Source organism: Streptomyces sp. NPDC025721, from assembly GCF_055558595.1.
The window spans coordinates 83,376-108,492 of record NZ_JBVHMF010000028.1 but is presented as its reverse complement, the minus strand read 5'-3'; the positions used below and the strand labels follow the sequence as shown (position 1 = coordinate 108,492).

The window sequence follows — 25,117 nt, the reverse complement described above, 5'->3', positions numbered from 1 at the left end:
TCAGGCTATTCCTCGCTCATCGCCACCAGTTTGGTGACCGTGTTCCAGTTGCGGGTGGACGCCGTCAGGCCGAGGCGGCGGTCGGAGAACTGAGCGGCCAGCTTGGAATTGTGCACACCGCCGGGGAAGTGGCCGTAGATCTCGCTCCGGCCGGGACGGAATTCGTCCGGCGCGTACGCCGCCGCGTCGATCGCCGCCAGCTTGTCGAGGGGGACGGGCCCCGACAGGAACGTCACCATGAACCGCGACGGATTCACCCCGTCCATCGGGAACGGGTTGGCGTCCACGACCCGCCGGAGGTCCGCGCCGGTACGGATCAGGCAGGCGACGGTCAGCCCCAATTCGTCGCTGATCCGCTGCTCCAAATCCGCCGCCAGCCGCCCCGGATCGGCCTGCGCGTGGGTGAAGACGGCGTTGCCGCTCTGGAGGTGGGTGCGGATGTCGGTGGCGCCGATGGAGGCCAGCAGGTCCCTGAGGGTCCGCATGGGCAGCTTGTTCTTGCCGCCGACGTTGATTCCGCGCAGCAGCGCGACGTAGCGGGTATCCGTATCCGTATCCGGGGTCGTGCTCTTACTAGTGCGGGTGCTGGTCCTGGTGTTGGTCTTGGTGTTGGTTTTGGCGCCGGTGGCCTTGGTCGTCACTATCGCCACGCTAGCGGCCGGCACTGACAATCGGTCGATTCCGGGTGGTGCCGGGGCAAGCGCGGCGTCGCGCGAATCATGCGCGATGTCCCTCGTTCGGAGGACGGTACGGTCGCTGGAACGGTTCGGCAGGCCGGGGCCTGGTTACGTTCGCGCATATGACCAGCATCCATGACAGGCCCGTCGTCACCGAACTGCGGCTGTCGGCCTTCAAATCGCACCGGGGCGCGTCGTTCGGACTCGGGCCGCTCACCCTGCTCTGCGGGGGCAGCGGCACCGGCAAGTCGAGCGTGCTGGAGGCGCTGGCCGCGCTCGGTCGGCTGGCCTGCGGGGACGGGCTCGACGAGGTCTTCGAGTCCGTGGTGCGCGGTGGCGCGGCGGCGTGCGTACCGCAGGACGCGCAGCCCGACCCGCAGGGACGGCGCGGCTTCCGGATCGGCTGCACGGTCACCGGCCCGGTGGGTCCCGTGCGGCTCGACGTCGCCGTCCAGGCGGAGCCCACGCTGCGGATCGTCGGCGAGCGGCTGACCGGCGCGGGCGAGACGCTGCTGACGACGGCGCTGCGCGACCCGGAACGCCCCACGGTGCAGGCCGCCTGGCACACCGCGGGCCTGGTCGCGGTCACCCGCGCGCCGCTGCCCGACGACCGCCTCGCCACGGCCCTGCTGCCGCTGCGCGTCGCCGGACGCACCGACGGGCAGCGCCTGGTGCTGGCCGCCGCGGAACAGGTCGTCGTGGCGCTGCGCGGGGTCTTCCCAATCGCACCGCGCCCCGAGCTGATGCGCGGCCCCGTCCCGGTCGGCGACGGACGGCTGCGCGCCTCCTGCGACAATCTGTCCGCCGTCCTGGCCAGGACGGAAGGCGAATGCGGCACCCGGCACGCGGCGCTGGTCAACGCGGTGCGCGCGGTGTGCAGTCCGCCGGTGGAGGGGATCACGGCGCTGGCTGCGGGCGCCGCCGCGAGCACGGGCGCAGGCGGGCGTACGTGCGCCGGTCCGCGTACCGGTGCCGGTACGGCGGAGGGCGCCCGCGCGGGCGGCGGGCCGGTGGCGGAAACGGCACGTGCGGTGGACGCCGTGATCGCCGCGGTGGACCGAGGCCCGCTCGGCCTGGTCCCGGTGGACCGCCTCGGCGACGGCGAACTCCGCTTCCTCGCGCTGGCGTTGGTGCTGCTCACCGGCCCCGGAGTGCTGGACGTCGACACGAGTACGGAGCTGCTGCCCGCCAGTCAGGTGCTGACCGTGCTGGGCGACGGCCTCGACCACGGACTGGACCGTCGTCAACTGAGCGAACTGCTGCGGCTGGCGGGCCCGGCCGCGGAACGCGGGCACATCCGGCTGCTGGGCACCGTCCAGGACGCGAGCTTCGCGGAGGGGATCGGCGGTGTCTCGGTCACCGCGCTCGGGGTCCCGAGGCCACGCCGCCGTGAGGATGCGGTAGACCAGTCGGGGTGACCGAAGAAACCGACGCACCCGATCTCGCGGCGCTCCAGCGCCGCCTCGCCTCCTTCGCCGCGGCCCGGAACTGGCAGCCGTTCCACACGCCCAAGAACCTCGCCGCCGCGCTGAGCGTCGAGTCCGCGGAGCTGCTGGAGATCTTCCAGTGGCTCACCCCGGAACAGGCGGCGGAGGTGATGGCGGACGACGGGACCGCGCACCGGGTCCGCGACGAGGTCGCGGACGTGCTGGCGTATCTGCTGCAATTCTGCGAAGTGCTCGGCATCGACGTGCTGGCCGCGCTGGCGGCGAAGATCGACCGCAACGAGCTGCGGTTCCCGCGGGCCGATCCCTCGTCCGGGTGACGAGGTTTTCCACAGGCGCGCAGTTGTCCACAGATCTCCCAGAGGGGCCTTTCCGCACTCGCGAAACTCTGTCACTCTGAGTAACGGCGAAGGGATCGCCGCAGGACAGAGGGGGTGCGGGACATGGACGCAGCGCGACTGGTGGCCCAGGCGGAGCGCGTGATGAGCCGATCGCCGCAGCCGGACGACGTCATCGCGGAGGCATGGCAGGCGTTCGAGCTGACCGAGGCCGTGGGACGGCTGCTCACCGCCGATCACGAGCGGCCGGTGGTCCGCGCCGGGCCGGGGCCGGTGGTGGGCGCGTCAGGCGGCGACCCGCCGCGGGCCGCACGGCTGACCGGGGTGCGCGACCCGCACGGCACGCTGCGGGCCCTGCGCACGCTGCTCGGCGAGATCGGCCTGTCGCTGGTCGCCATCACCTGCACGGCGGAGGACGAGGCGGCGTACTGGAACTGCATCGAGGCGCTGGACGCGGTGGACGAGGCCAAGGACCGCGTGCGCGCGCTGACCCGGGAGGTGGACCGTTGACGGAGATCGCCGTGATGGGGGCAGGATGGAGGAATGGATCTGCGAATCTTCACCGAGCCCCAGCAAGGTGCCGAGTACGACACCCTGCTCACCGTCGCGAAGGCGACCGAAGACCTGGAATTCGACGCCTTCTTCCGCTCCGACCATTACCTGAAGATGGGCGACGGGACCGGACTGCCGGGACCCACGGACGCGTGGATCACCCTGGCCGGACTCGCCCGCGAGACCAGCCGGATCAGGCTCGGCACCCTGATGACGGCCGGCACCTTCCGGCTCCCCGGTGTGCTGGCGATCCAGGTCGCCCAGGTGGACCGGATGTCGGGCGGACGGGTCGAGTTCGGCCTCGGCGCGGGCTGGTTCGAGGAGGAGCACACGGCGTACGGCATCCCCTTCCCGAAGGAGAAGTTCGCCCGCCTTGAGGAGCAACTGGCCATCGTCACCGGCCTGTGGGAGACCCCGGTCGGCAAGACCTTCGACTACGACGGGACGTTCTACCAGCTCAAGGACTCGCCCGCGCTGCCCAAGCCCGCGCAGGCGAAGGTCCCGGTGCTGATCGGCGGCATGGGCGCCAAGCGGACACCGGAACTGGCGGCGCGCTACGCGACCGAGTTCAACATCCCGTTCGCCTCGGTCGAGGACAGCGGGCTCCAGATCGGCCGGGTGCGCGCGGCGGCGGAGGCGGCCGGGCGCGGCCCCGACGACCTGGTGTACTCCAACGCCCTGGTGGCCTGTGTCGGCAAGGACGACGCCGAGGTGGCCCGCCGGGCCGCCGCGATCGGCCGGGAGGTGGACGAACTGAAGGCGAACGGGCTGGCGGGCACGCCCGCCGAGGTCGTCGACCGGATCGGGCAGTTCGCGGAGCAGGGCTCCACCCGCTTCTACCTCCAGATTCTCGACCTGTCCGACCTCGACCACCTGGAGCTGATCTCGTCCCAGGTCAGGACCCAGGTGGGCTGAGGCCGCGATGCCCACGACCCCGCCCGCACCGCTCTTCCCGGCCGCCGCCGGGAGGGCACTGATCCTGGACGGCGGGCTGTCCAACCAACTCGCCGACCAGGGCTGCGACCTGTCGGACCCGCTCTGGTCCGCCCGGCTGCTCGCCGACGCCCCGGAGCAGATCGAGGCCGCGCACACCGCCTATGTGCGGGCGGGCGCCCGGGTGCTGATCACCTCCAGCTACCAGGCCACCTACGAGGGGTTCGCCCGGCGCGGCATCGGGCGGGCCGAGGCGTCCGCGCTGCTGACCCGCAGCGTGGAGCTGGCCCGGCGGGCGGGCGCGGGCCGGACCGACGTGCGGGTGGCGGCGTCGGTCGGGCCGTACGGGGCGATGCTCGCGGACGGCAGCGAGTACCGCGGGCGGTACGGGCTGAGCGTGCGGGAGCTGGAGCGCTTCCACCGGCCGCGGATCGAGACCCTGGCGGCGGCCGGTCCCGACGTCCTGGCCCTGGAGACGGTGCCGGACACCGACGAGGCCGAGGCCATGCTGCGGGCGGCCGAGGGGACCGGCGTGCCGGTCTGGCTCTCCTACACCGTCGACGGCGACCGCACCCGGGCCGGGCAGCCCCTGGCGGACGCCTTCGCGGTGGCCGCGGGCCGCGACGAGGTGATCGCGGTGGGCGTCAACTGCTGCGCGCCCGCCGACGCGGACCATGCGGTGGAGGCGGCGGCGACGGTCACCGGCAAGCCCGTCGTCGTCTACCCCAACAGCGGCGAGCACTGGGACGCCGGCCTCCGCCGCTGGGACGGCGCCGCCACCTTCTCCCCGGCCCGCGTGACCGCCTGGGAACGGTCGGGCGCCCGCCTGATCGGCGGCTGCTGCCGAGTGGGCCCGGCCCGGATCAGCGCCCTGTCGAAGGTGCTGGGCGGCGGCTAGGGCCGGGAAAATCCCCTGGTCGGGGGGCGGCCGGAAGAGAATACTCGGGGAGGTGTTCCTGACGATCTCCACCACCGGCACCGCGGCTGCCCCGGCTACTGACCTGGGGTTTCTGCTGCACAAGCACCCGGAGAAGGCGCAGACCTTCTCCACCTCCTACGGCAACGCGCACGTCTTCTATCCCGAGGCGTCGGTCGAGCGGACCACCGCCGCGCTGCTGTTGGAGATCGATCCGCCCGCGCTGGCGCGCCGGGGGAAGGGCAAGGGCAAAGGCCGGGGCGGCGCGCCCGACTCCGCGCTCGCGCAGTATGTGAACGACCGGCCCTACGCGGCCTCGTCGCTGCTCGCGGTGGCGCTGCGTACCGTCTTCTCCAGCGCGCTGCGCGGCGAGTGCCGCACGATGCCGGAGCGGGCGGCGGCGCCGCTGCCGCTGCGGATCGAGGTGCCGGTGCTGCCCGCCCGCGGCGGCCCCGCGCTGGTGGCCGGGCTGTTCGAGCCGCTGGGCTGGCGGGTGGAGGCCGAGCCGGTGGCGCTGGACACGCGGTTCCCCGAGTGGGGCGACTCGCGGTACGTACGGCTGGTGCTCGAAGGGGAGCTGCGGCTGGCGGACGCGCTGCGGCAGATCTATGTACTGCTGCCGGTGCTCGACGACGCCAAGCACTACTGGGTGTCGGCGGACGAGGTGGACAAGCTGCTGCGGTTCGGCGACGGGTGGCTGGAGGAGCACCCGGAGCAGAAGCTGATCACCAGCCGCTATCTGGCGCGGCGCTGGGCGCTGACCCGGCAGGCGATGGAGCGGCTTGAGCTGGCCCGGCTGGCGGACGCCGACGACATCGAGGTCGAGGCCATCGACAACGCGGTCGAGGACACCGTGGGCCCGGACGGCGAGGAGGCGCAGGAGCGGCCGACGCCGCTGGCCGTCCAGCGGCGCGAGGCGATCCTCGGGGCGCTGCGCGACGCAGGGGCCACGCGCGTGCTCGACCTGGGCTGCGGGCAGGGCCAGTTGGTGGGCGCGCTGCTGAAGGACGTGCGGTACACGGAGATCGTCGGCGTCGACGTATCGGTGCGGGCGCTCGGCAGCGCGGCGCGGCGGCTCCGCCTGGACCGGTTGAGCGAACGGCAGGCGGCGCGGGTCACGCTGTTCCAGGGCTCGTTGGCGTACACCGACGCGCGGCTCAAGGGTTACGACGCGGCCGTGCTCAGCGAGGTCGTCGAACACCTCGACCTGCCGCGGCTGCCCGCCCTGGAGTACGCGGTGTTCGGCTCCGCCCGGCCGCGGACCGTGGTCGTGACGACGCCGAACGTCGAGTACAACGTGCGGTGGGAGTCGCTGCCCGCGGGCCATGTCCGGCACGCCGACCACCGTTTCGAGTGGAGCCGCGAGGAGTTCCGCGGCTGGGCGACGACGGTCGCCGCCCGGCACGGCTACGACGTCGCCTTCACCCCCGTCGGCCCCGACGACCCCGAGGTCGGCCCGCCCACCCAGATGGCGGTCTTCACGATCGCCGCGCCCACGACCGACCCCCGTCACACAACCACGAACACGGGCACGACCACGACCACGACCACCGGCAAGGAGGCGGCGGCATGACCGCACCGCGCACGCTGCCCGTCACCGACCTGTCCCTCGTCGTCCTGATCGGCGCCACCGGCTCCGGCAAGTCCACCTTCGCCGCACGGCACTTCAAGCCCACCGAGGTCATCTCCTCCGACTTCTGCCGCGGCCTGGTCAGCGACGACGAGAACGACCAGAGCGTCAGCGCCGACGCCTTCGACGTCCTGCACTACATCGCGGGCAAGCGGCTCGCGGCGGGCCGCCGCACCGTCGTGGACGCCACGAACGTGCAGGCCGAGAGCCGCAGGGAGTTGATCAAGCTGGCCCGCGAGTACGACGTGCTGCCGATCGCCGTCGTCCTCGACGTACCCGAGCAGGTCTGCGTCGCGCGCAACGCCGAGCGCCCCGACCGGGCCTCGCTGCCGCGCCACGTCGTGCAGCGGCACCAGCGCGAACTGCGCCGCTCGCTGCGGGGCCTGGAGCGCGAGGGCTTCCGCAAGGTGCACGTCCTGCGCGGCACCGAGGAGATCGACTCCGCCGAGATCGTCACCGAGCGCCGTTACAACGACCTGGCGCACCTCACCGGGCCGTTCGACATCATCGGCGACATCCACGGGTGCAGTTCCGAACTGGAGACGCTGCTGGCCGAGTTGGGCTACGCCGACGGCACGCACCCCGAGGGGCGCACCGCCGTCTTCGTCGGCGACCTCGTCGACCGCGGCCCGGACAGCCCCGGTGTGCTGCGCCGCGTCATGGGCATGGTCGAGGCGGGCACCGCGCTGTGCGTGCCCGGCAACCACGAGAACAAGCTCGGCCGTTACCTCAAGGGCCGCCAGGTGCAGCAGACCCACGGACTGGCCGAGACCATCGAGCAGTTGGAGCGCGAAGACGCCCGCGACCCGGAGTTCCGCAAGCGGGTCGCGGCCTTCATCGACGGTCTGATCAGCCACTACGTGCTGGACGGCGGCAAGCTGGTGGTCTGCCACGCGGGTCTGCCCGAGAAGTACCACGGCCGCACCTCGGGCCGGGTCCGCTCGCACGCGCTGTACGGCGACACGACCGGCGAGACCGACGAGTTCGGCCTGCCCGTGCGCTACCCGTGGGCCGAGGACTACCGCGGGCGCGCCGCCGTGGTCTACGGCCACACCCCGGTTCCGAACACGTCCTGGATCAACAACACCATCTGCCTCGACACCGGGGCGGTCTTCGGCGGCAAGATGACCGCCCTGCGCTGGCCCGAGCGCGAGATCGTGGACGTACCGGCCGAGCGGGTCTGGTACGAGCCGGCCAAGCCGCTCGTGGTCGAGGCGCCCGGTGGCCATGACGGGCGCCCGCTCGACCTCGCCGACGTCACCGGGCGGCGGATCGTGGAGACCGGGCAGATGGGACGGCTCGCCGTCCGCGAGGAGAACGCGGCGGCGGCCCTCGAGGTGATGAGCCGCTTCGCCGTCGACCCGCGCCTGCTCGCCTACCTGCCGCCGACGATGTCGCCCTGCGCGACCTCACGGCAGGAGGGCTGGCTGGAGCACCCGGCGGACGCCTTCGCCGACTACCGCGAGAGCGGTGTCGCCCAGGTCGTCTGCGAGGAGAAGCACATGGGCTCCCGCGCGGTCGTCCTGGTCTGCCGTGACGAGACCGCCGCGCGGAAGCGCTTCGACGCGCCCGAGGGCACGACCGGCGCGGTGCACACCCGTACCGGGCGGCCGTTCTTCGACGACGGGGCCGTCACCGAGGAGGTGCTGGCCCGGCTGCGCGCGGCCGTCACGGCGGCCGGACTGTGGGACGAGCTGTCCACGGACTGGCTGCTGCTCGACGCCGAGCTGCTGCCCTGGTCGCTGAAGGCGTCCGGCCTGCTGCGCAAGCAGTACGCGGCCGTCGGCGCCGCGGGCGGCGCGGTCTTCCCCGCCGCCCTGAGCGCGCTCGAAGCCGCGGCGGCTCGCGGCACCGATGTCGCGGACCTGCTGGGCAGACAGCGCGAACGGGCGTCGGACGCGGCGGCGTTCACCGACGCCTACCGCCGGTACTGCTGGACCACCGACGGGCTCGACGGCGTACGGCTGGCGCCGTTCCAGCTCCTCGCCGTCCAGGGCCGCAGCCTCGCCGCGCTCCCGCACGACGAGCAGTTGGCGCTCATCGACCGGCTGGTCGAGGCCGACCCCACCGGGCTGCTCAGGACCACCGGGCGGTTGCTGGTCGACACCACGGACGAGGAGTCGGTCGCGGCCGGAGTGCGCTGGTGGCTCGAACTGACCGGCGCGGGCGGCGAAGGCATGGTCGTCAAGCCGCTCGCCGCGCTGGTCCGCACCGAGAAGGGGCGGCTGGTGCAGCCGGGCATCAAGTGCCGCGGCCGGGAGTATCTGCGGATCATCTACGGTCCCGAGTACACCCGTCCGGAGCACCTGGAGCGGCTGCGGTCCCGTTTCCTCGGCCACAAACGCTCGCTCGCCCTGCGCGAGTACGCGCTCGGCCTGGAGGCGCTGGACCGGCTGGCGGCCGGCGAACCGCTCTGGCGCGTCCATGAGGCGGTCTTCGCCGTACTGGCGTTGGAGTCGGAGCCGGTCGACCCCCGGCTGTGACGCCGTGAGCTGTGCCCGTCGAACGGTCGGGCCGCCCACACCCCTCCGGTGGGCGGTCCGACCGGGCTCGATCCCCGTGTGCCGAACCGGTCCTACCCCAGCAGCCGCAGCGCCGTCGCCGACCGGCCGAGGCGTACGGTCTGACCCCAGGTCAGCTCCAGCGCGTCGGACTCCATGCCGTCGCCGAAGGCGACCAGACGGTCGGACTCGACGGTCAGCCGGAGCCGGTCGGCCGCGGCCAGCACGCCCGCGACCTGCGAAGTGCCGGTCGCGGGGGAGGGCCAGGCCTCGCGGACGAACCACAGCAGCCGCGGCTCCGCGGGACCCGGCAGCGGAAGGCCGCTGCCGCGTTCCTGCCACAGCGACCGCAGCCAACCCGTGGCACCCGTGCCTGTACCCACCAGAACGCCCGATGACGCCTGGGCCTCCGCGGGCGCGGCGTCGTCGTCGGGACCGAGCCGGTAGCGGGCGGTCTGGTGTCCCGGCGGTCCGAGGTAGATCTCGTTGAGCGCCAGCAGCCGCTGTGTGTCGTCGGCGACGGCCTCCACCATGGTCAGTTCGTCGGCCCGGCCGCCGCGCGCGGCGGAGTCGAGCAGCTTGCCCGCGTCGCCCGCCCGGTGCCGGACGAGCACGCCCGGATTACGGCCGGGGTCGGTGTCGATCCCCACCACCGGCTGCCCCGACAGGTACTTGGCGGCGTTGGCCACCAGCCCGTCCTGGCCGATCACCACGACCACGTCCTCCGGCGCGAAGAGGAAGCGGTCCAGATCGGCCCGCTCCACCCGCGCCTGCCGCCACCGCAACGGCACCGCCGCGGCCACCTCGGCGAGCGCGGCCCGCCCGCGCTGATGGCGTTCGCGCACCTCCTGGATGCTCCGGCCGCGCGAGGAGAGGAAGAACGCCGCCTGGCCGTGGGTGCCGTGCCGGGCCAGCAACTCCTCGTACTCGCTGACCCGGTGCACCAGCACCGCGCGCGGGGCGAGGCTCACCGCCGCTCACCACCGGAGGCCGGGACCGCGCCGCCGGGGCGCCCGAGCCGTTCCACCAGGCCGGTGAGCATGTCGGGGGTGAGCGTGAGGCTGTCGATCCGCGGCAGATTCTCCGCGACCCGGTTGAGCGCCAGCGCGTGCAGCGTCGCCGGATCCACGTCGCCGTGCACCCGCAGCCACCCGGCCTGTGCCTCGGCGCGCGCCGTACCCGCCTCGCGCGCCGCCTCGGCCTTCGCGCGGGCGAGGCGGACGAGCCGGGCGGCCTCGGCCTCGGCGCGCACGGCGTCGGCCGCCGCGTTCTCCTCCGCCTCGCGGCGCGCGTTCGTACCGTGCTGCTCGACCAACTGCTCCTCGCGCCGGGCCAGTTCGATCCGGCTGGCCAACTCGTTCTCCGCGATGGCCCGTTCGCGCTCGACGGCGACGGCCCGCCGCTCGTACGTGGCCCGGTCCGCCTCCTGCTGGATCTGCTCGCGGGCGGGCGTCCGCAGCGCGCGCTCCACCTCGGGCTCCGGCCGGATCGCCACCACGCGTACGGCGACGACCTCGATGCCGGTGGTGGCCAGTCGCGGCTCGGCGGCGAGCCCGTCGGCGATCCGCTGCCGTACCGCCGCCACGCCGTCGACCAGCGCGGACGCCAGCGCGGTACGGGCCAGGACGTCGAGCGCGTGCTGCTGGGCGGTCTCGGTGAGCAGGGTGGCGAGCTGTTCCAGCGGGGCGCCGCGCCAGATCCCGGTGTCGGGGTCGATGGAGAAGTCCAGGCGCTCGGCTGCGGTGGCCGGGGCGCTGATCCGGTACGTCACGGTCGACTGCACGCTGACGTCCTGGAAGTCGGAGGTCCTGGCATGGAAGGACATTGCCAACTCGCGGTCGTCGACCGGCACTTCGGAGAGGGCCGCGGTCAGTGACCGGTACCAGAAGCTGAGGCCGGGCCCGTCGTGCACGAGCGCGCCGCGCGAGTGGTGGCAGATGTGCGCGGTGGGCGCCGAACGCAGATGGCGCCAGCCGAAGCGCCTGGTGATGTCGGCCATGGTGGGCCCCTCCTTCTCGTCAGTGTGACGATATCGAGCGATCCTCTTATCGTCAAGAGGACGAGATGGGGAGTTCGGCGTACCCGCCGGGGTGCGCGGGCGCGGGCTGACGGGGCGCGCGCGGCGCGTCCTGCCGCCGGGGCGCGTGAATCGCGGGCGCGGTGGTCAGGATGGAGGCATGGGATTCCACGTCGACTCCGAGACCGGGCGGCTGCGCCGCGTCATACTGCACCGCCCCGACCTCGAACTGAAGCGCCTGACCCCCAGCAACAAGGACGCGCTGCTCTTCGACGACGTCCTGTGGGTGCGCAGGGCCCGCGCCGAGCACGACGGCTTCGCGGACGTGCTGCGCGACCGGGGCGTCGAGGTCCACCTCTTCGGCGACCTGCTGCGCGAGTCGATGCTGGTGCCCGAGGCCAAGAAGCTGGTCCTCGACCGGGTCTTCGACGCCAAGGAGTACGGACCGCTGGCCACGCCCCATCTGCGGGAGGCGTTCGACCGGTTGGGCGTCGTGGAGCTGACCGAGGCGCTGATCGGCGGCATGACCAAGCGCGAATTCCTGGAGCGCTTCGCCGAACCCGTCTCCGTCCGCTTCCACGCCATGGACCTGGACGACTTCCTGCTCGCCCCGCTGCCCAACCACATCTTCACCCGCGACACCTCGGCCTGGGTCTACGACGGCGTCAGCATCAACGCCATGCGGTGGCCCGCCCGGCAGCGCGAGACGGTGCACTTCGAGGCGATCTACCGGCACCATCCGCTGTTCTCCGGCGGCGGCTTCCACGTCTGGTCCGAGGGGCAGGCCGACTACCCGTCCACCATCGAGGGCGGCGACGTCCTGGTCATCGGCAGCGGCGCCGTGCTGATCGGGATGAGCGAGCGCACCACCCCGCAGGCCGTGGAGATGCTGGCGCAGGGGCTGTTCGAGGCCGGCTCCGCACAGACCATCGTGGCCCTGGACATGCCCAAGCGGCGGGCCTTCATGCACCTCGACACGGTGATGACGATGGTCGACGGCGACACGTTCACGCAGTACGCGGGGCTGGGGATGCTGCCCTCGTACACCATCGAGCCGGGCTCGGGCGCGGGCGACCTCAAGGTCACCGACCACTCGCCCGAGCACATGCACCGGGCCATCGCGGCGGCCCTCGGCCTGGACTCCATCGACGTGCTCACCGCGACGCAGGACGTGCACGCCGCCGAGCGCGAGCAGTGGGACGACGGCTGCAACGTCCTGGCCGTGGAGCCGGGCGTGGTCGTCGCCTACGAGCGCAACGCGACCACCAACACGTTTCTGCGCAAGCGCGGCGTCGAGGTGATCGAGATCCCGGGCAGCGAGCTGGGCCGGGGCAGGGGCGGCCCGCGCTGCATGAGCTGCCCGATCGAGCGGGACGCGGTCTGAACGCCCGACCGGAGCTGAGGGGCGGCCCGAACGCCTGGTCGGGGGCGGGGCGGGGTCTGAACGCCTGATCGCGGCGGGGTGCGTGTGCGGCGCGGGAGGGGTCTGTATAAGAATGCCGATCTACGTATAGACTTCCAGTCTTGTTCGTCCCGCACCCCGACCTAGGAGTCCCCGCATGGCCGTCGACCTCAAGGGCCGCCACTTCCTCAAGGAGCTGGACTTCACGCCCGAGGAGTTCCGCCACCTGGTGGAGCTGGCCGCGGAGCTGAAGGCGGCGAAGAAGGCGGGCACGGAGGAGCAGCGGCTGCGCGGCCGTAACATCGCGCTGGTCTTCGAGAAGACCTCCACCCGTACCCGGTGCTCCTTCGAGGTCGCCGCCGCCGACCAGGGCGCGTCCACCACCTACCTCGACCCGTCCGGCTCGCAGATCGGACACAAGGAGTCGGTCAAGGACACCGCCCGCGTGCTGGGCCGGATGTTCGACGGCATCGAGTACCGGGGCAGCGGCCAGGACGTCGTCGAGGAGCTGGCCGCCCACGCGGGCGTCCCCGTGTGGAACGGCCTCACCGACGACTGGCACCCCACCCAGATGCTCGCCGACGTCCTCACCATGACCGAGCACAGCGCGAAGCCGCTCACCGGCATCGCATACGCCTACCTCGGCGACGCCCGCTCCAACATGGGCAATTCGCTGCTGATCACGGGCGCGCTGCTGGGCATGGACGTACGTGTCGCCGCGCCCGCCACCCTGTGGCCGCGGGAGTCCGTGGTCGCCGAGGCCCGCCGCCTCGCCGAGGTCTCCGGCGCCCGCCTCACCCTCACCGAGGACGTCACCGAGGCCGTGCGCGGCGCCGACTTCGTCCACACCGACGTGTGGGTGTCGATGGGCGAGCCGAAGGAGGTCTGGGACGAGCGGATCGCGCTGCTCGCGCCGTACGCCGTCACCGCCGACGTCCTCGCCGCCACCGGCAACCCGGACGTGCGCTTCATGCACTGCCTGCCCGCGTACCACGACCTGGGCACCGCGATCGGCCGCGAGATCCACCAGCGCACCGGGCTGACCTCGCTGGAGGTCACCGACGAGGTCTTCGAATCGGACCGGTCGGTCGTCTTCGACCAGGCGGAGAACCGTATGCACACCATCAAGGCGGTTCTGGTGGCGACGCTGGCCTGAGCCCGGTACCCCCCGGTCCTGAGGCCAGGCCCGGCCGCCCCGGCGGTCAGTGCAGGGTGAACCAGACGGCCTTCCCGGTGCCGGTCAGCCGGCAGCCGGAGTCGGCGCTCAGCGCGCGGATCAGGATCAGGCCGCGGCCGTGCTCGGCCAGCTCGTCGTGGCACGGGGGGTCGGGCTGGGCGGGGATCAGGAGATTGAGGCCGACGGGGAAGTCCAGGCCCTGGTCGTGGACCTCGACCTGGAAGCCGTGCGGAAGCAGCTCCACGAACAGCTCGATCGCGCCCGGCGGGGTGTGCTCCACGGCGTTGGCGACGACCTCGGCGGTGAGGAGCTCCGCGGTGTCGGTGTCGGGGCCGGTGTCCTGACCGAGTTCGACCAGGACGGTACGGACCATGGCGCGCGCCAGCGGGACGGCGGCGGGGGAGTGCGGCAGGTCGATCCGCCAGACCGTCGGCCGGTCGGGGAACTCGCCTGCGGTGCGGGTGGGGCTGGTCATCGCTACTCCGATCCGGACGGGGCGGGGGCTCGCTCACCCCGATGTCCTCCACCTTAGGAATCGGACAATACGGTCAGCAGAGGCGTCCGGAAGGAGGTCGTAGGGACCAAAGGCCCGCGAGCGGACGGACCTCCTGCCCGTACCCGGCGCGCGCGCCGCTCTCGTTCCGCCCGTGTTCGCGCCCCGCCCCCTCCTTGTCTCGCTCTCCTGACGACAGTCACAAACAGGTGATAACGTCGGGGCGAGGAGGCCGCGCATGAGTCCGTATCCCAGCTCCGCGAGCCCCACCGGCCACTGGCGCCATCTGCGCGTCGACCGGGCCGAGGGCGTCGTCACCGTCACCTTCGACCGGCCCGAGCGGCTCAACGCACTGACCTTCGGTGCCTACGCCGACCTGCGCGACCTGCTGGCCGAGCTGGCCAGGGAGGGCGGGACCCGCGCCCTGGTCCTCGGCGGCGCGGGCCGCGGTTTCTGCTCGGGCGGCGACGTGGACGAGATCATCGGCGCCACCCTGGCCATGGGCACCGGCGAGCTGCTGGAGTTCAACCGGATGACCGGACAGGTCGTCCGGGCGATCCGCGAGGCGCCCTTCCCGGTGATCGCCGCCGTGCACGGCGGCGCCGCGGGCGCGGGCGCGGTGCTCGCCCTCGCCGCCGACTTCCGGATCGTGGAGCCCTCCGCGCGCTTCGCCTTCCTGTTCACCCGCGTCGGCCTGTCGGGCGCCGACATGGGCGCCGCGTATCTGCTGCCCCGGCTCGTCGGGCTCGGCCACGCCACCCGGCTGCTGATGCTCGGCGACAGCGTCGACGCGGCGGAGGCGGAGCGGATCGGCCTCGTCAGCCAGCCGGCACCGGAGGGCGGCGCCGACGAGGCCGCCGCCGCGCTCGCCCGCAGGCTGGCGGCGGGCCCGGCGCTGGCCCACCAGCAGACCAAGGCGCTGCTCACCGCCGAGTTGGACATGCCGCTGGGCGCCGCCGTCGAAATGGACGCCGCGGCCCAGGCGTTGCTCATGACCAGCGGCGACTACGCCGAATTCCACGCCGCCTTCACCGCGAAGCGCGAGCCGACGTGGGAAGGCCACTAGCGATGCCGGGCGTTCACCGGACCGCGGGCGCCCGCCGTCCCGAGCGCGTCGCCGTCATCGGCGGCGGCCCCGGCGGCCTCTACGCCGCCGCGCTCCTCAAGCGCCTCGACCCGGACCGCACGGTCACGGTGTGGGAACGCGGCGCGCCCGAGGACACCTTCGGCTTCGGCGTCGTCTTCTCCGACGAGACCGTGGGCGGCATCGAGAACGCCGACCCGGCCGTCTACGCCGCCATGCGCGAGGAGTTCGTCCGCTGGGAAGCGATCGACATCCGGCACCGCGACCGCCTCACCCGCTCCGGCGGCCACGGTTTCGCGGCCCTCGACCGGCGCCGGCTGCTCGCGCTGCTGTACGAGCGCTGCCGCGACCTCGGCGTGGACGTCCGCGTCCGCACCCCGGCCCCCTCCGCCGACCGGCTCGCCCTCGACCACGACCTCGTGGTGGCCGCAGACGGCGCCCACAGCGCCACCCGCGCCGCGCACGCCCACGTCTTCCGCCCCCGCCTGACCACCCACGGCTGCCGTTACATCTGGCTCTCCGCCGACCTCCCGCTCGACGCCTTCCGCTTCGAGATCCTGGAGACCCCGCACGGTGTGATGCAGGCCCACGCCTACCCGTACCGGCCGGGCGCCAGCACCTTCGTCGTCGAGATGACCGAGGACGTCTGGCGGCGCGCGGGCTTCGACCGCGAGGCCGCCGAAGCCGCCGAAGGCGCCGAAGCCGCCGAAGCCGCTGAGGGTGCTGTCGGCGTCGTCGGCGCGGCGGGCGCAGCGAACGGGTCCGATATGGAAGCCGCCACCGCCGCCACCATCGCCGCCTGCGAAAAGCTCTTCGCCCGCCTCCTGGACGGCCGCGCCCTGCACGCCAACCGCTCCCGCTGGCAGCCCTTCACCACCGTGGTCAACGAGCGCTGGCGGCACGGCCGTACGGTCCTGCTCGGCGACGCCGCCCACACCGCGCACTTCTCCATCGGCTCCGGCACCAAGCTCGCCATGGAGGACGCGCTGGCGCTCGCCGCTTCCCTGCGCGAACAGCCCGACACCGAAACGGCGTTGGCCGCCTACGAGAGCGAGCGGCGGCCGGTGGTGGAGAGCACGCAGCGGGCGGCGCTGGCCAGCCTGGAGTGGTTCGAACGGCTCGGCAGCTACGTGGACCAGCCGCCGACACAGTTCGCGTTCAATCTGCTGACCCGCAGCCGCCGCGTCACGCACGGCAATCTGCGGCTGCGCGACCGGGAGTTCACCGACCGCGTCGAGCGCGGCTTCGGGGCGCCGCCCGGCACACCGCCGATGTTCACCCCCTTCCGGCTGCGCGGCCTGACGCTGCGCAACCGCGTCGTCGTGTCACCGATGGACATGTACGTGGCGCGGGACGGCGTGCCCGGCGACTTCCACCTCGTCCACCTGGGCGCGCGGGCCCTCGGCGGGGCCGGTCTGGTGATGACCGAGATGGTCTGCGTCAGCCCGCGCGGCCGGATCACCCCCGGCTGCACCGGCCTGTGGAACGGCCAACAGGAAGCCGCCTGGCGGCGGATCACCGACTTCGTCCACCAGCAGGGCGGCGCGGGCGGGACCGGCGCGGGTGCGAGCGGCCCGGACGGAACCGGCGCTGGTGGGACCGGCGCCGGCGGAACCGGCACCGCCATCGGCCTCCAACTCGGCCACAGCGGCCGCAAAGGCTCCACCCGCCTCATGTGGGACGGCATCGACCAGCCGCTCCCCGACGGCAACTGGCCGCTGGTCGCCCCCTCGCCGCTGCCGTACCGCGAAGGCGTCAACCAGGTGCCGCACGCCCTGCGCGCGGACGAACTCGCGCAGATCCGCGACCAGTTCGCGGCGGCGGCCGAGCGCGGCGCCCGCGCCGGTTTCGACCTGCTCGAACTGCACTGCGCCCACGGCTACTTGCTCTCCTCCTTCCTGTCCCCGCTGACCAATCACCGCACCGACCGCTACGGCGGCGACCTCGCGGGGCGGCTCCGCTTCCCGCTCGAAGTCCTGGACGCGGTACGGGAGTCGTGGCCGTCCGACCGGCCGCTGACGGTACGGATCTCCGCCACCGACTGGGCACCCGGCGGTGCCACGGGAGACGACGCCGTCGCCGTCGCCCGCGCGCTGGCCGAGCACGGCGCCGACGCCGTGGACGTCTCCACCGGCCAGGTCGTCGCCGACGAGCGGCCCGCCTTCGGCCGTTCCTACCAGACGCCGTACGCCGACCGGATCCGTAACGAGACGGGCCTGCCGGTGATCGCGGTCGGCGCCATCTCCTCCTGGGACGACGTCAATTCCCTGCTGCTCGCGGGCCGCGCCGACCTCTGCGCGCTGGCCCGCCCGCACCTGTACGACCCGCACTGGACACTGCACGCCGCCGCCGACCAGTCCTACGAGGGCCCCGGCGCGCCCTGGCCCACCCCGTACCTCGCGGGCCGCCGCCCGCCGCCCACCGGCCGTACGGACGCGCCGAAACCCCGCCTGGCGCTGGACTCCTGAGCGGAAGGGGCCGGGCTACTGGTCCGCCACGAACCGCGCCCCCTGGTCGCGCAGCAGCACATGCAGGGCCGTGAACACCGCCGCCGAGCGGATGCCCGGCCAGTCCGCGGGCAGCAGCGCCGGGGGCAGGCCGGGGTCGGCGTACGGCAGGCGGCGCCAGGTGTCGAGCGCGCGCAGATAGTCCCCGAAGGCCCGCTCGGGCGAGGGCTCCCCGGCCCCGGACTCGGCCCCGACCTCGGACTCGGCCCCGACCTCGGACTCAGCCCCGGCCCCGGACTCAGCCCCGGCCCCGACCCCGACCTCGGACTCGGCCTCGGCCTCGGCCGACCACCTCCCCAGCACCGGCTCGTGCGCCGCCAGGAAGGTGTGGTGCAGCGCGGCCAGCGCGTCCAGATCCCACCAGCGCCGTACCGCCTCCTCGGTCGCGGTGAAACCGAGGTGCGCGCCGCGGAACAGGTCGACGTACGGGGCCAGTTCGAGCCGCCGCAGCACGTGCCGGGTCTCCTCGTGCAGCGCGCCGGGCGCCACCCACACACCGGGCGCGGCCGTACCGAAGCCGAGACCGGCCAGCCGGGACCGCAGCAGATGCCGCTTGTGCCGCTCGGACTCCGGCACCGAGAAGACGGCGAGCAGCCAGTCCTCCGGGTCGGGATCGGGCGCGGCGCCGACCCCGTAGATCCGCCCGTCGCCGTCCGCGAGCAGCAGCCGCGCGTCGTCGGACAGCGCGTACGCGGCGGCCCCGCCGACCCGGTCGGGCACGAGGAGGCCGCGCCGCTTGAGCCGGGAGACCGCGGACCGGACCGACGGCGGGTCCACGCCCACCGCCCCCATCAGCCGGATGAGCGCGGCCACCGGCACCCGGCCCGCCAACTCCGCGCGCCCGTAGGCGCCGTAGAAGGTGAGGATCAGGGAACTCGGTGTGTGCTGCTCGGTCACATGATCACCCTAGGGCGTCTCAGTCCAGGTCGCGCAGCCGGAAGCGCTGGAGCTTGCCGGTGGGCGTACGGGGGAGCGCGGGCACGAAACGGATCTCGCGCGGCGCCTTGTACGGCACGATCACACTCTTGGCGAAGTCCCGCAGCGCGCCCGCCGCCCGGTCCCCGCCGTCCACGCCCTCGTGCAGGACGACGAACGCCCGGACGATCTGCCCGCGCTCCTCGTCCGGCACCCCGATCACCGCCGCCTCCCGCACGTCCGGGTGCCGCAGCAGCGCCTCCTCGACCTCGGGCCCCGCGATGTTGTACCCGGCCGAGATGATCATGTCATCGGCGCGCGCCACGTAGCGGAAGTAGCCGTCGGCGTCCCGGACGTAGGTGTCGCCGGTCAGATTCCAGCCGTCGCGCACGTACTCCGTCTGGCGTTCGTCGGCCAGATACCGGCAGCCGGTCGGTCCGCGCACGGCCAGCAGCCCCGGCTCGCCGTCCGGCACCGGCCGCAGGCGCTCGTCCACGATCCGCGCGGTGTAGCCGGGCACCGGCAGCCCGGTCGCGCCGGGCCGGGCCGCGTCGTCGGCGGCGGAGATGAAGATGTGCAGCAGCTCCGTCGCCCCGATCCCGTTGATCAGCCGCAGTCCGGTCCGCTCGTGCCAGCCCATCCAGGTCGCGGCGGGCAGATTCTCCCCCGCGGACACGCAGCGGCGCAGCGACGAGACGTCGTACGACGGCAGGTCGCCGAGCATGGCGCGGTACGCGGTCGGCGCGGTGAACAGCACGCTGACCCGGTGCTTCTCGACCGCTGCCAGCAGCTCCTCCGGTCCGGCCCGCTCCAGCAGCAGCGAGGACGCGCCCGCGCGCAGCGGGAAGACCACCAGGCCGCCGAGTCCGAAGGTGAAGCCCAGCGGCGGGCTGCCGGTGAAGACGTCCTCGGGCACCGGGCGCAGCACCCGCGCGGAGAAGGTGTCCGCTATGGCCAGCACATCGCGGTGGAAGTGCATGCAGCCCTTGGGGTGCCCGGTCGTGCCCGAGGTGAAGGCGATCAGCGCCACGTCGTCCGCCGAGGTCGGCACCGCCTCGTACGTCTCGGCGCGCCCCTCGGCCAGCCGCAGCAGATCGTCGTCGCCGGTACCGCCGTACGGGGTGATCCGCAGCCCCGGTACGCGCGCCGCCGTCAGCTCCTCCAGATACGCGGCGTCGCACAGCGCGTGCGAGACGCGGGCGATCCGGCCCACCTCCGCCAGTTCGTGCGCGCGCTGCGCGGCCAGGACGGTGACGGCCACCGCGCCCGCCTCCAGCACGGCGAGCCAGCAGGCGACCAGCCAGGTGGTGGTCGGGCCGCGCAGCAGCACGCGGTTGCCGGGGACGACGCCCAGCTCGTCGGTGAGGACGTGCGCGACCCTGGCGGTCGTCGCGCGCAGCTCGGCGTACGTCCACTCCGAGCCGTCGGGCAGCCGGAGGCAGGGGGCGTCGGGGCGTCCGGTGGCGAGGAGTTCGGCGGCGCAGTTGAGCCGATCGGGGTAGCGGAGACCGCCGTCGGCTCCGGGGCCTTCACCGAGGGCGTCGCGGTCGTCGCCGTCGTCGCCGTCATCGCCGTCCAGGCCGTCGAGGCGCGGCCACTGGTCGGACGGCGGAAGGTGATCGCGCGCGAAGGTGTCCACATGGGCTGACGGCAGCAGGTCCATGGCGACAGTGCCCCTCGACGAGTAAGCATCCAGCGGACGATTTCAGCGTAACGTGTTGATGACGGCAGTCAACAGGACGCGATAAAGCTGGGAGGCGGGGCGATGGAGGACGGGGTTTCCCGCGGTGCGGATTCCGACGGTCCGGCGGCCGGGGAAGGAGCCGTGGGCCGCGCCGGTGGAGGCGGTGGCACCGGTGGCGGTGGCACCGGTGGGGGCGGCGGCGCCCGTGTGGCGTTCACCCTCGACCCGGCACGGGCGGCCTGGGCGGACCGGATCAGGGCGCTCGCGGCGGAACGCCTGAAACCGCTGGCCGAGGCCGGTGAGCCGGGCCGCGTCAACCGGCCGCTGCTGGCCGAACTCGGCGCGCTCGGACTCCTGGCCCGCGTCCTGCCGGGAGACGGCGCCCCGGTCTCCGCCCTCGATCTCTGTGTACTGCGGGAATCGCTGGCGCGCGAGTGCACCGAGGCCGAGACCGCCCTCGCCCTCCAGGGCCTGGGCGCCCACCCGCTGCTCACCGCGCCCGCCGTCGCCGCGCGCTGGCTGCCCGAGGTGACCTCGGGCCGGGCCGTCGCCGCCTTCGCGCTCACCGAACCGGGCGCGGGCTCCGACGCGGCGGCGCTGTCCCTGGCCGCCGAGCCGGACGGCGCGGGCCGCTGGCGGCTGACCGGCGAGAAGTGCTGGATCTCCAACGCGCCCGAGGCCGACATCCTCACCGTCTTCGCCCGGACGGCCCCCGGGCCGGGCCCCGGCGGCAGCGGCGCGCGCGGTGTCACCGCCTTCGCCGTCCCCGCCGACCGCCCCGGCCTGACCGGCGAACACCTCGACATGCTCTCGCCGCACCCCATCGGACGGCTGGTCTTCGACGGCGTCCCGGTCGGCGCCGACGACCTCCTCGGCGTGCCCGACCACGGCTTCCGTACCGCCATGGCCACCCTCGACCTCTTCCGGCCCAGCGTCGGCGCCTTCGCGGTCGGCATGGCCCAGGCCGCACTCGACGCGGCCGTCGCGCACGCGGGTGAACGCACCGCGTTCGGCGGCCCGTTGAAGGACCTCCAGGCCGTCGCGCACCCGCTCGCCGAGATGGCCACCCGCACCGAGGCCGCCCGGCTGCTGGTCCACGCGGCGGCCACCGCGTACGACACCGGCGCCGCCGACCTGACCGCCCGCGCGGCGATGGCCAAGCTCTACGCCACCGAGACCGCGCAGTACGTGGTCGACGCCGCCCTCCAGATCCACGGCGCCCGCGCCCTGCGCCGCGGCCACCTGCTCGAACACCTCTACCGCGAGGTGCGCGCCCCGCGGATCTACGAGGGTGCCACCGAGGTCCAACGGACCATCATCGCCAGGGAGTTGTACCGATGAGCCTGCGCCGTATCAACCCCGCCGAACTCTCGCCGCCCACCGGCTTCTCGCACGCCGTCACCGCCACCGGCCGCAGCCTGGTGATGCTCGCGGGCCAGACCGCGCTGGACTCCTCCGGCGCGGTCGTCGGCGACGGCCTGCCCGCCCAGTTCGAGCGCGCCCTCGCCAATCTGCTGACCGCCCTGCGCGCGGCGGGCGGCACCCCGGCCGATCTCGCCCGGCTCACCGTGCACACCACCGACGTCGCCGCGTATCGCGCGTGCGCCGCCGAACTGGGCCGGATCTGGCGGGAATCGGCGGGCCGGGACTATCCGGCGATGGCGGTGATCGGGGTGGTCGGACTCTGGGACGAACAGGCCCTGGTGGAACTGGACGGCATCGCGGTGCTGCCGTAACGCCCTTCCTCGCGTAACCGCCTTCCTCGCGTAACCCCCTTCCTGGGCTGCGGACTTGGCGGCACTACGCGTCCACGCCGGTCCGATAGCTGTCGCGCGTCCACGCGCGGGCCCGGTCGGTGAGGGTGAAGCCGAGGCCGGGGCGGTCGGACAGGTGCATACGGCCGTCCCGGATCTCCAGCCGCTCGTTGAACAGCGGTTCGAGCCACTCGAAGTGCTCGACCCACGGCTCGTGCGGGTAGGCGGCGGCCAGGTGGAGATGGATCTCCATGGCGAAGTGCGGGGCGAGTTGCAGCCGGTGGTGGTCGGCCAGCGCGGCCAGCTTGAGGAACTGGGTGATCCCGCCGACGCGCGGCGCGTCCGGCTGGATGATGTCGCAGGCCCGCGCGTCGATCAGCGCCACGTGCTCCGCGACACTGGCCAGCATCTCCCCGGTGGCGATCGGCGTGTCCAGCGCGGCGGCCAGCGCGGCGTGCCCCTCCGCGTCGTACGCGTCCAGCGGCTCCTCGATCCAGGCGAGCCCGAACGACTCCAGCGCCCGCCCCAGCCGCGCCGCCGTCGGCCGGTCCCACTGCTGGTTGGCGTCCACCATCAGCGGTACGCCGTCGCCGAGATGGGCCCGTACCGCTGCGAGCCGCTTGAGGTCCTCGGCGCTGTCCGGCTGCCCCACCTTGATCTTGACGCCGCCGATCCCGCGCTCCAGCGAGGCCGTCGCGTTCTCCATCACCTGCTCGACGGGCGTGTGCAGAAAGCCGCCGGAGGTGTTGTAGCACCGCACCGAATCCCGGTGCGCGCCCAGCAGTTTGGCCAGCGGCAGGCCCGCCCGCTTCGCCTTCAGATCCCACAGCGCGATGTCGAACGCGGCGATCGCCTGCGTGGCCAGGCCACTTCGGCCCACCGAGGCGCCCGCCCACACCAGCTTCCCCCACAGCCGCCCGATGTCGTTGGGGTCCTCGCCCACCAACTCCCCGGCCACCTCCCGCGCGTGCGCGAACTGCCCCGGACCGCCGGCCCGCTTGGAGTAACCGAACCCGATCCCCTCGTGCCCGTCCTCCGTCCCGATCTCCGCGAAGAGCAGCGCGACCTCCGTCATCGCCTTCTGCACCCCCGTCAGCACCTTGGCGTCGCTCACCGGCACCGCCAGCGGCAGATAGACGGACGACAATCTGACCGACCGGATCCGGTCACCGGCGGGCGGTATCGACACCACGGAAATCCTCCCGATCACATATCTAAACGCCAAGCGCATCCCTGAACGCGCCCAGCATACGACCAGCCGCCGCACCCCGCACCGACCCGCTCAACAGCAGGTCAGACGGGGTGCGGCGGCATCCGTGTGTCAGATGTCGCGGAAGATCTCGATCTGGGCGCCGATGGAGTTGAGGCGCTCGGCGAGGTCTTCGTAGCCGCGGTTGATGACGTAGACGTTGCGGAGGACGGAGGTGCCTTCGGCGGCCATCATGGCGAGCAGGACGACGACGGCGGGGCGCAGGGCCGGGGGGCACATCATCTCGGCGGCGCGCCAGCGGGTGGGGCCCTCGACCAGGACGCGGTGCGGGTCGAGGAGCTTGACGGCCGCGCCGAGGCGGGTCAGCTCAGTGAGGTAGATGGCGCGGTTGTCGTAGACCCAGTCGTGGATGAGGGTCGAGCCCTGGGCGGTGGCGGCGATGGCCGCGAAGAAGGGGACGTTGTCGATGTTGAGACCGGGGAACGGCATCGGGTGGATCTTGTCGATGGGGGAGCGCAGCTTGGACGGGCGGACGGTGAGGTCCACCAGCCGGGTGCGGCCGTTGTCGGCGCGGTACTCGGGAGTCAGCTCGTGGTCGAGCCCCATCTCCTCCAGCACGGCCAGCTCGATCTCCATGAACTCGATCGGCACCCGCCGGATCGTCAGCTCCGACTCGGTGACGACGGCCGCGGCCAGCAGGCTCATCGCCTCGACCGGATCCTCGGACGGCGCGTAGTCCACGTCGCGGTCGATCGAGGAGACGCCGTGCACGGTGAGCGTCGTCGTACCGATGCCGTCGACGCGGACGCCCAGCTCCTCCAGGAAGAAGCAGAGGTCCTGGACCATGTAGTTGGAGCTGGCGTTGCGGATGACGGTGACGCCGTCGTGCCGGGCGGCGGCCAGCAGCGCGTTCTCGGTCACCGTGTCGCCGCGCTCGGTCAGCACGATCGGCCGGGTCGGGGTGACGCTCCGGTCGACCTCCGCGTGGTACGTGCCGTCCGTCGCGGTGATGTCCAGGCCGAAGTGGCGCAGCGCGTTCATGTGCGGCTGGACCGTACGGGTGCCGAGGTCGCAGCCGCCCGCGTACGGGATGCGGAAGCGGTCGGTGCGGTGCAGCAGCGGCCCGAGGAACATGATCACACTGCGGGTGCGCCGCGCGGCCTCGGTGTCCATCGAGTCCAGGTCGAGGCTGGCGGGCGGCACGATCTCCAGGTCGTTTCCGTCGTTGATCCAGCGGGCGCGGACGCCGATGCTGCCCAGCACCTCCAGGATCCGGTAGACCTCCTCGATCCTGGCCACCCGGCGCAGCGTGGTGCGCCCGGCGTTCAGCAGGGTGGCGCACAGCAGGGCCACGCAGGCGTTCTTGCTCGTCTTGACGTCTATGGCGCCGGACAGGCGACGCCCGCCGACCACCCGCAGATGCATGGGGCCCGCGTAGCCGAGGGAGACGATCTCGCTGTCCAGCGCCTCGCCGATGCGGGCGATCATCTCAAGACTGATGTTCTGGTTGCCGCGCTCGATACGGTTGACTGCGCTCTGGCTGGTCCCGAGAGCCTCGGCGAGCTGGGACTGTGTCCAGCCCCTGTGCTGCCTGGCGTCCCGGATGAGCCTGCCGATACGTACGAGGTAGTCGTCGGTCATATCGCCGAGGCTATCTCACATATGAGATGCGGCAACCGCAGATCGGCCGTCCGTGACGGACCCCACTCCCGCCGCGTGCCATCCGGCGTACGCCAGCGCGTGCCGCCCGTGCCCGCACCCGCGACCGCCATCACCGTACTCGCGGGTCACGGCCGCGCAACCCGGAGTACTGCCCGGCCCCACGACCCGGCCCCACAACCCGACCGCGCGGCCCCGGCCCCCGCGGCCCGATGCGCACGCC

The 25,117-nt window shown here is 73.1% G+C and carries 21 protein-coding genes; 13 read left to right on the top strand and 8 right to left on the bottom strand.

Features of this window, described 5'->3' with window-relative positions:
* Positions 1-5: 5 nt before the first annotated feature.
* Positions 6-641: a DUF1697 domain-containing protein gene (locus tag ACZ4EF_RS30395; RefSeq protein ID WP_467507272.1), complete on the bottom strand. Its 636-nt coding sequence runs from the start codon at positions 639-641 to the stop codon at positions 6-8.
* Positions 642-799: 158 nt separating this feature from the next.
* On the opposite strand from ACZ4EF_RS30395, the gene ACZ4EF_RS30390 reads away from it, so the two are divergent.
* The 7 genes from ACZ4EF_RS30390 (at position 800) to ACZ4EF_RS30360 (ending at position 8,974) form a co-directional block, all read left to right on the top strand.
* Positions 800-2,095, top strand: coding sequence for an AAA family ATPase (locus tag ACZ4EF_RS30390; RefSeq protein ID WP_467507270.1), 1,296 nt, complete (start codon positions 800-802; stop codon positions 2,093-2,095).
* Entirely contained in the window at positions 2,092-2,442 is a 351-nt protein-coding gene (locus tag ACZ4EF_RS30385; RefSeq protein WP_467507268.1) for a nucleotide pyrophosphohydrolase, read from the top strand. Before ACZ4EF_RS30390 ends, ACZ4EF_RS30385 begins: the two co-directional genes overlap by 4 nt.
* A 123-nt stretch (positions 2,443-2,565) precedes the next feature.
* On the top strand, positions 2,566-2,970 hold the full coding sequence (locus ACZ4EF_RS30380) for a DUF6099 family protein (protein WP_391048850.1): 405 nt from the start codon (positions 2,566-2,568) through the stop codon (positions 2,968-2,970).
* A gap of 33 nt (positions 2,971-3,003) precedes the next feature.
* The gene (locus tag ACZ4EF_RS30375) at positions 3,004-3,927 is read left to right on the top strand and encodes an LLM class F420-dependent oxidoreductase (RefSeq protein ID WP_391048848.1); all 924 of its coding nucleotides are present in this window, start codon (positions 3,004-3,006) and stop codon (positions 3,925-3,927) included.
* 7 nt (positions 3,928-3,934) lie between these two features.
* On the top strand, positions 3,935-4,843 hold the full coding sequence (gene mmuM, locus ACZ4EF_RS30370) for a homocysteine S-methyltransferase (protein ID WP_401723924.1): 909 nt from the start codon (positions 3,935-3,937) through the stop codon (positions 4,841-4,843).
* Between the two features lie 52 nt (positions 4,844-4,895).
* Positions 4,896-6,434: a 3' terminal RNA ribose 2'-O-methyltransferase Hen1 gene (locus tag ACZ4EF_RS30365; protein ID WP_467507266.1), complete on the top strand. Its 1,539-nt coding sequence runs from the start codon at positions 4,896-4,898 to the stop codon at positions 6,432-6,434.
* Positions 6,431-8,974, top strand: coding sequence for a polynucleotide kinase-phosphatase (locus tag ACZ4EF_RS30360; protein ID WP_467507264.1), 2,544 nt, complete (start codon positions 6,431-6,433; stop codon positions 8,972-8,974). Before ACZ4EF_RS30365 ends, ACZ4EF_RS30360 begins: the two co-directional genes overlap by 4 nt.
* A gap of 92 nt (positions 8,975-9,066) precedes the next feature.
* On the opposite strand, the gene ACZ4EF_RS30355 is transcribed toward ACZ4EF_RS30360, so the two are convergent.
* Both ACZ4EF_RS30355 and ACZ4EF_RS30350 read right to left on the bottom strand, forming a co-directional pair.
* The gene (locus ACZ4EF_RS30355) at positions 9,067-9,963 is read right to left on the bottom strand and encodes an NAD(+)/NADH kinase (RefSeq protein WP_355338568.1); all 897 of its coding nucleotides are present in this window, start codon (positions 9,961-9,963) and stop codon (positions 9,067-9,069) included.
* Positions 9,960-10,991 carry an SPFH domain-containing protein gene (locus tag ACZ4EF_RS30350; RefSeq protein ID WP_467507262.1) on the bottom strand — a complete coding sequence of 344 codons (1,032 nt, stop codon included), beginning with the start codon at positions 10,989-10,991 and terminating at the stop codon, positions 9,960-9,962. Before ACZ4EF_RS30350 ends, ACZ4EF_RS30355 begins: the two co-directional genes overlap by 4 nt.
* A 178-nt stretch (positions 10,992-11,169) precedes the next feature.
* Between ACZ4EF_RS30350 and ACZ4EF_RS30345 the strand changes: the two genes are divergently transcribed.
* Positions 11,170-12,393 carry an arginine deiminase gene (locus ACZ4EF_RS30345; RefSeq protein WP_355338574.1) on the top strand — a complete coding sequence of 408 codons (1,224 nt, stop codon included), beginning with the start codon at positions 11,170-11,172 and terminating at the stop codon, positions 12,391-12,393.
* A gap of 175 nt (positions 12,394-12,568) precedes the next feature.
* Entirely contained in the window at positions 12,569-13,567 is a 999-nt protein-coding gene (gene argF, locus ACZ4EF_RS30340; protein ID WP_355338577.1) for an ornithine carbamoyltransferase, read from the top strand.
* Positions 13,568-13,613: 46 nt separating this feature from the next.
* Here argF and ACZ4EF_RS30335 read toward each other — a convergent pair whose 3' ends face one another.
* Positions 13,614-14,063, bottom strand: coding sequence for an ATP-binding protein (locus ACZ4EF_RS30335; RefSeq protein WP_355338580.1), 450 nt, complete (start codon positions 14,061-14,063; stop codon positions 13,614-13,616).
* A gap of 256 nt (positions 14,064-14,319) precedes the next feature.
* Between ACZ4EF_RS30335 and ACZ4EF_RS30330 the strand changes: the two genes are divergently transcribed.
* Both ACZ4EF_RS30330 and ACZ4EF_RS30325 read left to right on the top strand, forming a co-directional pair.
* Complete coding sequence (locus tag ACZ4EF_RS30330; RefSeq protein ID WP_467507260.1) at positions 14,320-15,147, top strand: enoyl-CoA hydratase family protein; 828 nt, start codon at positions 14,320-14,322, stop codon at positions 15,145-15,147.
* A gap of 2 nt (positions 15,148-15,149) precedes the next feature.
* Complete coding sequence (locus ACZ4EF_RS30325; RefSeq protein WP_467507258.1) at positions 15,150-17,633, top strand: oxidoreductase; 2,484 nt, start codon at positions 15,150-15,152, stop codon at positions 17,631-17,633.
* Between the two features lie 15 nt (positions 17,634-17,648).
* Here the strand turns inward: ACZ4EF_RS30325 and ACZ4EF_RS30320 are convergent, their stop codons facing one another.
* Together ACZ4EF_RS30320 and ACZ4EF_RS30315 are read right to left on the bottom strand one after the other, a co-directional pair.
* Complete coding sequence (locus tag ACZ4EF_RS30320; protein WP_467507256.1) at positions 17,649-18,569, bottom strand: PaaX family transcriptional regulator; 921 nt, start codon at positions 18,567-18,569, stop codon at positions 17,649-17,651.
* A gap of 19 nt (positions 18,570-18,588) precedes the next feature.
* Positions 18,589-20,250, bottom strand: coding sequence for an AMP-binding protein (locus ACZ4EF_RS30315; RefSeq protein WP_467507254.1), 1,662 nt, complete (start codon positions 20,248-20,250; stop codon positions 18,589-18,591).
* A gap of 228 nt (positions 20,251-20,478) precedes the next feature.
* Here ACZ4EF_RS30315 and ACZ4EF_RS30310 point away from each other — a divergent pair, with 228 nt between their 5' ends.
* Together ACZ4EF_RS30310 and ACZ4EF_RS30305 are read left to right on the top strand one after the other, a co-directional pair.
* A complete protein-coding gene (locus ACZ4EF_RS30310; RefSeq protein WP_391119932.1) occupies positions 20,479-21,612 on the top strand; it encodes an acyl-CoA dehydrogenase family protein in 1,134 nt (377 codons plus the stop codon).
* Positions 21,609-22,007, top strand: coding sequence for a RidA family protein (locus ACZ4EF_RS30305; protein ID WP_401312122.1), 399 nt, complete (start codon positions 21,609-21,611; stop codon positions 22,005-22,007). Before ACZ4EF_RS30310 ends, ACZ4EF_RS30305 begins: the two co-directional genes overlap by 4 nt.
* Positions 22,008-22,071: 64 nt before the next feature.
* Here ACZ4EF_RS30305 and ACZ4EF_RS30300 read toward each other — a convergent pair whose 3' ends face one another.
* Both ACZ4EF_RS30300 and ACZ4EF_RS30295 read right to left on the bottom strand, forming a co-directional pair.
* Positions 22,072-23,214: an L-talarate/galactarate dehydratase gene (locus ACZ4EF_RS30300; protein ID WP_467507252.1), complete on the bottom strand. Its 1,143-nt coding sequence runs from the start codon at positions 23,212-23,214 to the stop codon at positions 22,072-22,074.
* A 132-nt stretch (positions 23,215-23,346) separates the two neighbouring features.
* Complete coding sequence (locus ACZ4EF_RS30295) at positions 23,347-24,876, bottom strand: helix-turn-helix domain-containing protein (RefSeq protein ID WP_355338602.1); 1,530 nt, start codon at positions 24,874-24,876, stop codon at positions 23,347-23,349.
* Positions 24,877-25,117 lie beyond the last annotated feature (241 nt).

What these genes read in the sequence shown, in the direction of transcription:
- ACZ4EF_RS30305 (WP_401312122.1), top strand. Translation starts at nt 21,609, where the DNA reads ATGAGCCTGCGCCGTATCAACCCCGCCGAACTCTCGCCGCCCACCGGC.
- ACZ4EF_RS30375 (WP_391048848.1), top strand. Translation starts at nt 3,004, where the DNA reads ATGGATCTGCGAATCTTCACCGAGCCCCAGCAAGGTGCCGAGTACGAC.
- ACZ4EF_RS30330 (WP_467507260.1), top strand. Translation starts at nt 14,320, where the DNA reads ATGAGTCCGTATCCCAGCTCCGCGAGCCCCACCGGCCACTGGCGCCAT.
- ACZ4EF_RS30360 (WP_467507264.1), top strand. Translation starts at nt 6,431, where the DNA reads ATGACCGCACCGCGCACGCTGCCCGTCACCGACCTGTCCCTCGTCGTC.
- mmuM (WP_401723924.1), top strand. Translation starts at nt 3,935, where the DNA reads ATGCCCACGACCCCGCCCGCACCGCTCTTCCCGGCCGCCGCCGGGAGG.
- ACZ4EF_RS30315 (WP_467507254.1), bottom strand. Translation starts at nt 20,250, where the DNA reads ATGGACCTGCTGCCGTCAGCCCATGTGGACACCTTCGCGCGCGATCAC.
- ACZ4EF_RS30350 (WP_467507262.1), bottom strand. Translation starts at nt 10,991, where the DNA reads ATGGCCGACATCACCAGGCGCTTCGGCTGGCGCCATCTGCGTTCGGCG.
- ACZ4EF_RS30295 (WP_355338602.1), bottom strand. Translation starts at nt 24,876, where the DNA reads ATGACCGACGACTACCTCGTACGTATCGGCAGGCTCATCCGGGACGCC.
- ACZ4EF_RS30390 (WP_467507270.1), top strand. Translation starts at nt 800, where the DNA reads ATGACCAGCATCCATGACAGGCCCGTCGTCACCGAACTGCGGCTGTCG.
- argF (WP_355338577.1), top strand. Translation starts at nt 12,569, where the DNA reads ATGGCCGTCGACCTCAAGGGCCGCCACTTCCTCAAGGAGCTGGACTTC.
- ACZ4EF_RS30345 (WP_355338574.1), top strand. Translation starts at nt 11,170, where the DNA reads ATGGGATTCCACGTCGACTCCGAGACCGGGCGGCTGCGCCGCGTCATA.
- ACZ4EF_RS30335 (WP_355338580.1), bottom strand. Translation starts at nt 14,063, where the DNA reads ATGACCAGCCCCACCCGCACCGCAGGCGAGTTCCCCGACCGGCCGACG.
- ACZ4EF_RS30380 (WP_391048850.1), top strand. Translation starts at nt 2,566, where the DNA reads ATGGACGCAGCGCGACTGGTGGCCCAGGCGGAGCGCGTGATGAGCCGA.
- ACZ4EF_RS30325 (WP_467507258.1), top strand. Translation starts at nt 15,150, where the DNA reads ATGCCGGGCGTTCACCGGACCGCGGGCGCCCGCCGTCCCGAGCGCGTC.